The following is a 6,428-nucleotide window of genomic DNA, read 5'->3' on the forward strand; positions in this document are numbered from 1 at the left end:
GTCCGCTCCTGCGCCAGCGTAGTGATGCCGTCCTGCACGGTGCCGACGTTGTCGAAAATGCCGTTCACCACCCACATGATCCAGCCGGACATGTTGTTGATCCGGATGACGAGACCGACCGAAAGGGCGACCTGACCGGTCGACACCGTACCGCGCGACCACAGCCACAGCGCGAGCGCGCTGGTCCCGGCGATCAGCAGGCCATTGAGTGACGTGATTGAGACATCCATCGAGGTGATCATGCGGTTGGACGAGCGCACCTTGCCGGTCTGCTCGAGCATGGCCTCGCGCGCGTACGCCTCTTCGCGATGGGTATGGGCGAAGAGCTTCAGCGTCATGACGTTGCTGTAGCCATCGACAATGCGGCCCATCAGCTTCGAACGCGCCTCGGATGCCTTCCAGGAGCGCTCTTTCACCCGCGGCACGAAGAACACCAGCATGCCGGTGTAACACGCGATCCACAGCACCAACGGCAACGCCAGGAGCAGATCCGCCTTGGCGAATAGGTAGACCGACGTGCCCGCGTAGACGGTGACGTACCACATCGCATCCACCACCTGCACCGCGGACTCGCGCAGCGACGGCGCGGTCTGCATGATGCGGTTGGCGATCCGACCGGCGAAATCGTTCTGGAAGAACGCCAGGCTCTGCTTCAGCACGTAGCGATGGTGCTGCCAGCGCACCATGTTGGTCATGCCGGGGTTGAGCGTCTGGTTCACCAGCAGGTCGTGCAGCCCGATGGACAGGGGCCGCAGGACGACGATGACGAAGCCCATCCAGAGCAGGGTCTTGCCGTGGGTCTGGAAGAACACGGCGGCCGGCGTTTTCTGCGCCATATCGACCACCCGCCCGAGGAAGTCGAACAGGGCCACTTCGATGAAAGCCACCGCCAGGCCGACGACCAGCGCAGCGGCGAAGACCTTCCATACCTGGCGCAGGTAGTAGATGTAGAAACGCACGACACTCTTCGGCGGCGCGCGGTCCGGCGCTTCACGAAAGATGTCGATAAGGGATTCGAACCAGCGAAATATCATGCGGGCATTCTAGCCCGGTTGGACCTGCGGGGCATGCGCCCTCGGCAAGCCACGCTCAGGCGAGCGTCTCGCGCGCCCAATGCCTCCCGCTGGCGATAGCCTGCACGAAGGCTTCCGCCATGGCGTCGCTGGCCTTACCCGGCGCAACCACGACGCCATGCGCCGCCCTCAGCTTGCCAGGACCGGCAACCGTACCGGGCAAGCCGGCCAGCAATTCCACGCCGGCGCCGCTGGCGGCGATAGGCTTGCAGTGGCGCCAGCTGTCGCGAACGAAATCACCCACTTCCACATGCCGCTTTAAGGCGTCCACGCTTTTTCGGCCACCCGGAATGTAGATCGCGTCGAACAGGACAGAATCGCCCGTGCGGAAGCTGAAGTCCGCCTCCACCGTGTCGCGATGCGACGGTATGGCGCCCAGTTGCGGTGCGACGATCCTTACCCAGGCGCCGCTGCTCTCCAATGCCTTGCGCATCATGGCCAGGTCGTTACGGTCGTAACCGTCGGCGATGAGCACCGCCACCTTGCGCGTGGCGATGCCGCTTTGGCGGCTGTTTGCCATGCTGAGCGCCGGCGATACGGGTACGTCCCGCGCTGGAAGCCACGGCAGCTTCTGCGAATCCCTGGTATCCGGGGCCGGCCCATCGAGGGACCTGTCGTTTTTTCGCGGCACCGGCATGCCCAGCCCCTTGCCGACACTCGCCGCAAGGTCCTCGTCGACCTGGGCAAGCATGAACAACATGCGCTGACGTACCGCTGGCGAACTCACCTTACCCAGTTCGAATTCGAGCGCGTGACAAAGGTGGTTGTATTCGGGCTCGGACTGGCTATGCAGGAACATCCGCGCCTGCGTGAAGTGATCGCGGAAGGCATCGCTGCGCGAGCCATGGCCCCGGAAGCGCGATCGATCGCGTGACGGCGCACTGCCAAGATTGATCGGCAGGTCGTGTCCATCGCCGACACCCAGACGCAATGCCTGCGCGCGTGCGTATGCCGCCACGCGCCCCTGCAATAGCGGATCCTCGGAAAGGTCGATGCCGGGTACGACGTGACCCGGATGAAAAGCCACCTGCTCGGTTTCCGCGAAGTAATTGCGCGGGTTGCGATCAAGCACCAGCTTGCCGATACGGCGAACGGGAACGACCTCCTCGGGAATCAGCTTGGTAGGGTCGAGCAGGTCGAAGTCGAAGGCGTGGCGATCCTTCTCGTCCACCACCTGCACGCCGAATTCCCATTCCGGATACTCGCCCGCCTCGATCGCGTCGAAGAGATCGCGGCGGTGGAAATCCGGATCGTTACCGGAAATCTTGATCGCCTCGTCCCACGTCACGGCGTGCAACCCGAGTGCCGGCTTCCAGTGGAACTTGACGAAGCATCCCTCACCGGCCGCGTTGACCATGCGAAACGTATGCACGCCAAAGCCTTCCATCATGCGGTAGCTTCGCGGGATGGCCCGGTCCGACATGGCCCACATGATCATGTGCATGGACTCGGGCATGTGGGAAATGAACTCCCAGTACGCATCCTGCGCTGTCGCCGCCTGCGGCATCTCGTTGTGCACATCGGGCTTCGCTGCCTGCACGAGGTCGGGAAATACCATGGCGTCCTGGATGAAGAACACCGGCATGTTATTGCCGACAAGATCGTAGTTGCCCTCTTCGGTATAGAACTTGACGGCGAAACCGCGCACATCGCGCGCAAGGTCGGTCGACCCGCGAAAACCCGATACGGTGGAGAATCGCACGAAGACGGGTGTACGCCTGCCTTTCTCCCTTAGGAAATCGGCACGGGTCAACGACACCATCGATTCATAGGCTTCGAAATACCCATGGGCACCGGCACCACGAGCATTGACGACACGCTCGGGAAGACGCGCATGATCGAGCCGGTCAAACCTCTCATGCAATGCAGATGCGTCGAACGGCGTCTTGCTCATGACGGACCTCATGCTTTGGCAGCGGTCCGGTTATCGCAGCGACTCCGTGAATCGAGGGTCAATGCAAAGCAAGAATAACGCTAGGCGTTGGTGTAGCGGGCAATCACGCGATCGACGGCGACGAGGCCGAGGCCGAGCACGACGAAGACCAGCGCAACCATGAGCGCGTTGATCAGTACCGTGGCGTAGCCCAGGCGATCCGCGTCCACGAACGGATACGGATACTCATGCACCACCGCGCCTCGCAGCAGCGTCCATGCAAGAAACACCAGCGGAAACAACAACCAGCGAAGCGCATCGCGCCATACCAATGTGCCGTGGGGCAACAATGCCACCCACCAGAACAGATACAGGAAAGGCACGACATAGTGCACGATGCGATCCGCGATGAGCTGGGGCCCCTGCGGATGCCATTGACCGGCGAGGATCGTGGCATAGATCAGGCAGGTGACGGCGATGCACAGCGCAGCGAGACCGCGTACGCGCGGCTTTCGCCATACGCGCAGCGGCGCCCAGCTGCCACCGGTGGCCGCGGCGGTTGCAACCAGCGCGACGAGCAGATTGGACAGGATGGTAAAGAAGCTGAAATAACGCACCGTGGCATGACCGATCGTCCCGGACCACAGGATCAACCAGTACTGCAACATCAGCCCGGACCACGCGACCGCCGCAACGACGATCGCATAGAGATTCGAAATCGCGGCGGTGCGTGGCGACATGGGTATCAGCCGCCCTTTCCGGCAGCGGCCACCGGCCAGCTGTTGTTCGAGCGGTCACGATCGGGAATGACGTGATCCGGGTCGATCGTGGCAGCGACGATTTTCCGCCCGCCGGGCACCGTCAGGTCGAAGCTCTTGTGCTGCTGCCAGGTCTCCACCGGCACGCGGATGTCGCGCGTGGTCTTGTCGTCGAAGGTGACGCGCAAGGTGGCTGGCATCACCAGCTGGTCGCGGTTCTCGATGGTCACGACCGAGCCTTCGACCTTGGTGATCGCCATGTCCAGCTGCCAGTTGTTCGCGTACCACCCACGCCAGAACCACGAAAGGTCCTCACCCGCTTCGCTTTCCATCAGGCGGAAGAAATCCGACGGCGAAGGATGGTGGTAGGCCCAGGTCGCGATGTACTTGCGGAAGGCGGGATCGAAACGCTCTGGGCCGATGATCTGCTCGCGCAGCAACACCAGGCCAAGCGCCGCCTTGAAGTACGTCGCGGGATGGCGGTACTTCTCCTTGACCATGTCCGCGCCGATCAGCAGGTTCGGTGCATCGGGATCGGCCAGTAACGGGAGGATCTCGTCGACCGGGTTGCCACCCTTCGGCGAATACTCGCTGTCGCGCTTGGGCGCGAACTCGCCATGATGGAAGGCGTCCGCCTCGTACACATCGATGAAGGTATTGAAGCCTTCGTCCATCCACGCGTTACGGCGCTCGTCGGTGCCAACGATCATCGGAAACCAGGTGTGGCCGATCTCGTGCGCGGTGACCATGTGCAGGGGCTTCGCCGGCGCCTTCATCGGATCGAACACGATGCCTGGATACTCCATGCCGCTGGCCGCGGAGCCCGCTTCATTCACCGCCACCGGATACGGGTACGGGTACCACTTGGTCGAGAAGTGTTCGACGGAGGCCTTCAGGTACTCCGTCGAACGGCCCCAGGAGTCGTTACCCACGCTTTCCACGGGGTAGACGGACATCGCCAGCGCCTTCTTGCCCTCGGGCAGGTTGATCCGCGCAGCGTCCCACACATAGGCCGTCGAGGCGCCGAACGCGACATCGCGGGTGTTCTTCATGCGGAACTTCCACGTCAGCGTGCCCGTCTTGCCCGGGCGGCTGGCGGGATCGGTCACTTCAGCCGGCGTGCGGATCRTGACCGTGGCATCGCTGTCACGTGCCTTGGCCAGGCGATCGCGCTGGGCGGCGGTGAGCACGTCCTCAGGATTCACCAGCTCACCGGAGCCCGCCACGATCATGTTGGCCGGAACGGTGATGGCGTAGTCGAAATCGCCGTATTCGAGATAGAACTCGCTGTTGAGGAAGGGCGCGGTGTCCCATCCACGCAGATCGTCGTAGACGCACATGCGCGGATACCACTGCGCCATCTCGTAGATATTGCCGTTCTTGGAAGGAGCGAAACCGGTGCGCCCGCCGAAGTCGCCCGGCAGATCGTAAGAATATTCGATGGTCAGGGTGACCTTGCCACCGCGGGCCGCGACAGGCTCAGGGAGGCGCACCTGCATGCGTGTATCGGCGACGACATAGCTGGCCTTGACGGTCTTCCCGCCCTGCTCGAGCGTTACCGTGGCGACGCGGTAGCCATCGGTATGCTGCTTAGGCGTGCGGCCCGAAGTGAAGTTGCCGCGCGCGTCCGTGGTGTAGCGGTTCTGGTCCATCTGCAGCCAGAGCACGTCGAGCGCGTCCGGGCTGTTGTTGGTGTAGTGGATGGTCGCCTTGCCCACCATCGTGTTCTTCACCGGATCCAGCGTGGCCGCGAGCTCATAGTCGGCGCGGTTCTGCCAGAAAAGCGGGCCGGGCATGCCACTGCCCGAGCGATAGGCGGTGGCCTGCTGGGGATAGGTGAAGGGTGCGAAGGTCTCGCGCGGGTCGAAGGTCGCGGCCGAAGCGCCCAGCGAACCCACGAGGGCGAGGCTGGCGATCGACAGGCGGGCAACGTTTTTCATCGGTAGCACCATGGGGACGACCCCTCAGCGTAACCGGCAAACGAAGCCCGCCTCTACCGTGCCGAAAGTCAGGTGCGCAAGGTCAGGTCAGCGCACATCGATCTTGCGATTCTCGCCCATGTCGGGCGTCTTGCCGGTCATCCGCGCCTTGAGGTAATCGAAAGCGACGACCATCTTCGACGAGGGGCCATCCCAGTATTCCGCGGTGTCGACATCCACGCGGATCAAGGCGAGGTCCGGGTCGTCCTTGCCGTCGGGGAACCAGGTCTTGATCCATTCGTTCCAGTGTTCGTCGATCGCCGCGCGGTCCTCGACGATCCAGGCGCGCCCCGAGAGCGAAACGTAACTGTTGTCGGATGCGCTCGCATAGGACACGTTGACCTCGCGATGAGCCTCCACCTCGGCGACCTTCGGCGAGCTCTTTCGCGTGAAGAACCAGAGGCTGCCGTCGAAAGCCTTCTGCGATGCCCCCATCGGCCGGCTGTAGAGCCGACCGTCCCGTTCGCTGGTCAGCATGGCGATGTGGGCGTCCTTGATCAGCGACCAGATCTTTTCATTGTCGTCTTGACGATTATTGGCCATGTCGCGCTCCCGTTGGGCTTTAAAGGCTCACGGTCCCATCCGCTGGCTGAAGAGGCCGTCAATCAAGTTGCCATTCGGGAAGACGCCGGACTCACATGCGGTTTACCATGGGGACCTGAATCCCCTTCGGGACGCCAATACGAGCGTCTCATCCCTAGGTATACCTTGCATCGCGCCACGGTATCCGCATATTCCCCACGTT

At 62.8% G+C, this 6,428-nt stretch carries 5 protein-coding genes; all 5 read right to left on the reverse strand.

Annotated elements, in window-relative coordinates:
* Positions 1-1,034, reverse strand: a 1,034-nt coding sequence (locus AC1DT2_RS13615) for an ABC transporter transmembrane domain-containing protein (protein WP_477296835.1), incomplete at its 3' end; no start/stop codon positions are given.
* Positions 1,035-1,089: 55 nt separating this feature from the next.
* A complete protein-coding gene (locus AC1DT2_RS13620; protein WP_477296837.1) occupies positions 1,090-2,967 on the reverse strand; it encodes a catalase in 1,878 nt (625 codons plus the stop codon).
* 80 nt (positions 2,968-3,047) lie between these two features.
* Positions 3,048-3,686, reverse strand: coding sequence for a Pr6Pr family membrane protein (locus AC1DT2_RS13625; protein ID WP_477296839.1), 639 nt, complete (start codon positions 3,684-3,686; stop codon positions 3,048-3,050).
* Between the two features lie 5 nt (positions 3,687-3,691).
* The gene (locus AC1DT2_RS13630; protein WP_477296841.1) at positions 3,692-5,644 is read right to left on the reverse strand and encodes a M1 family metallopeptidase; all 1,953 of its coding nucleotides are present in this window, start codon (positions 5,642-5,644) and stop codon (positions 3,692-3,694) included.
* A gap of 87 nt (positions 5,645-5,731) precedes the next feature.
* Positions 5,732-6,226 carry a pyridoxamine 5'-phosphate oxidase family protein gene (locus AC1DT2_RS13635; protein WP_477296843.1) on the reverse strand — a complete coding sequence of 165 codons (495 nt, stop codon included), beginning with the start codon at positions 6,224-6,226 and terminating at the stop codon, positions 5,732-5,734.
* Positions 6,227-6,428 lie beyond the last annotated feature (202 nt).

The organism is Luteibacter sp. P4_E6 (genome assembly GCF_056401535.1).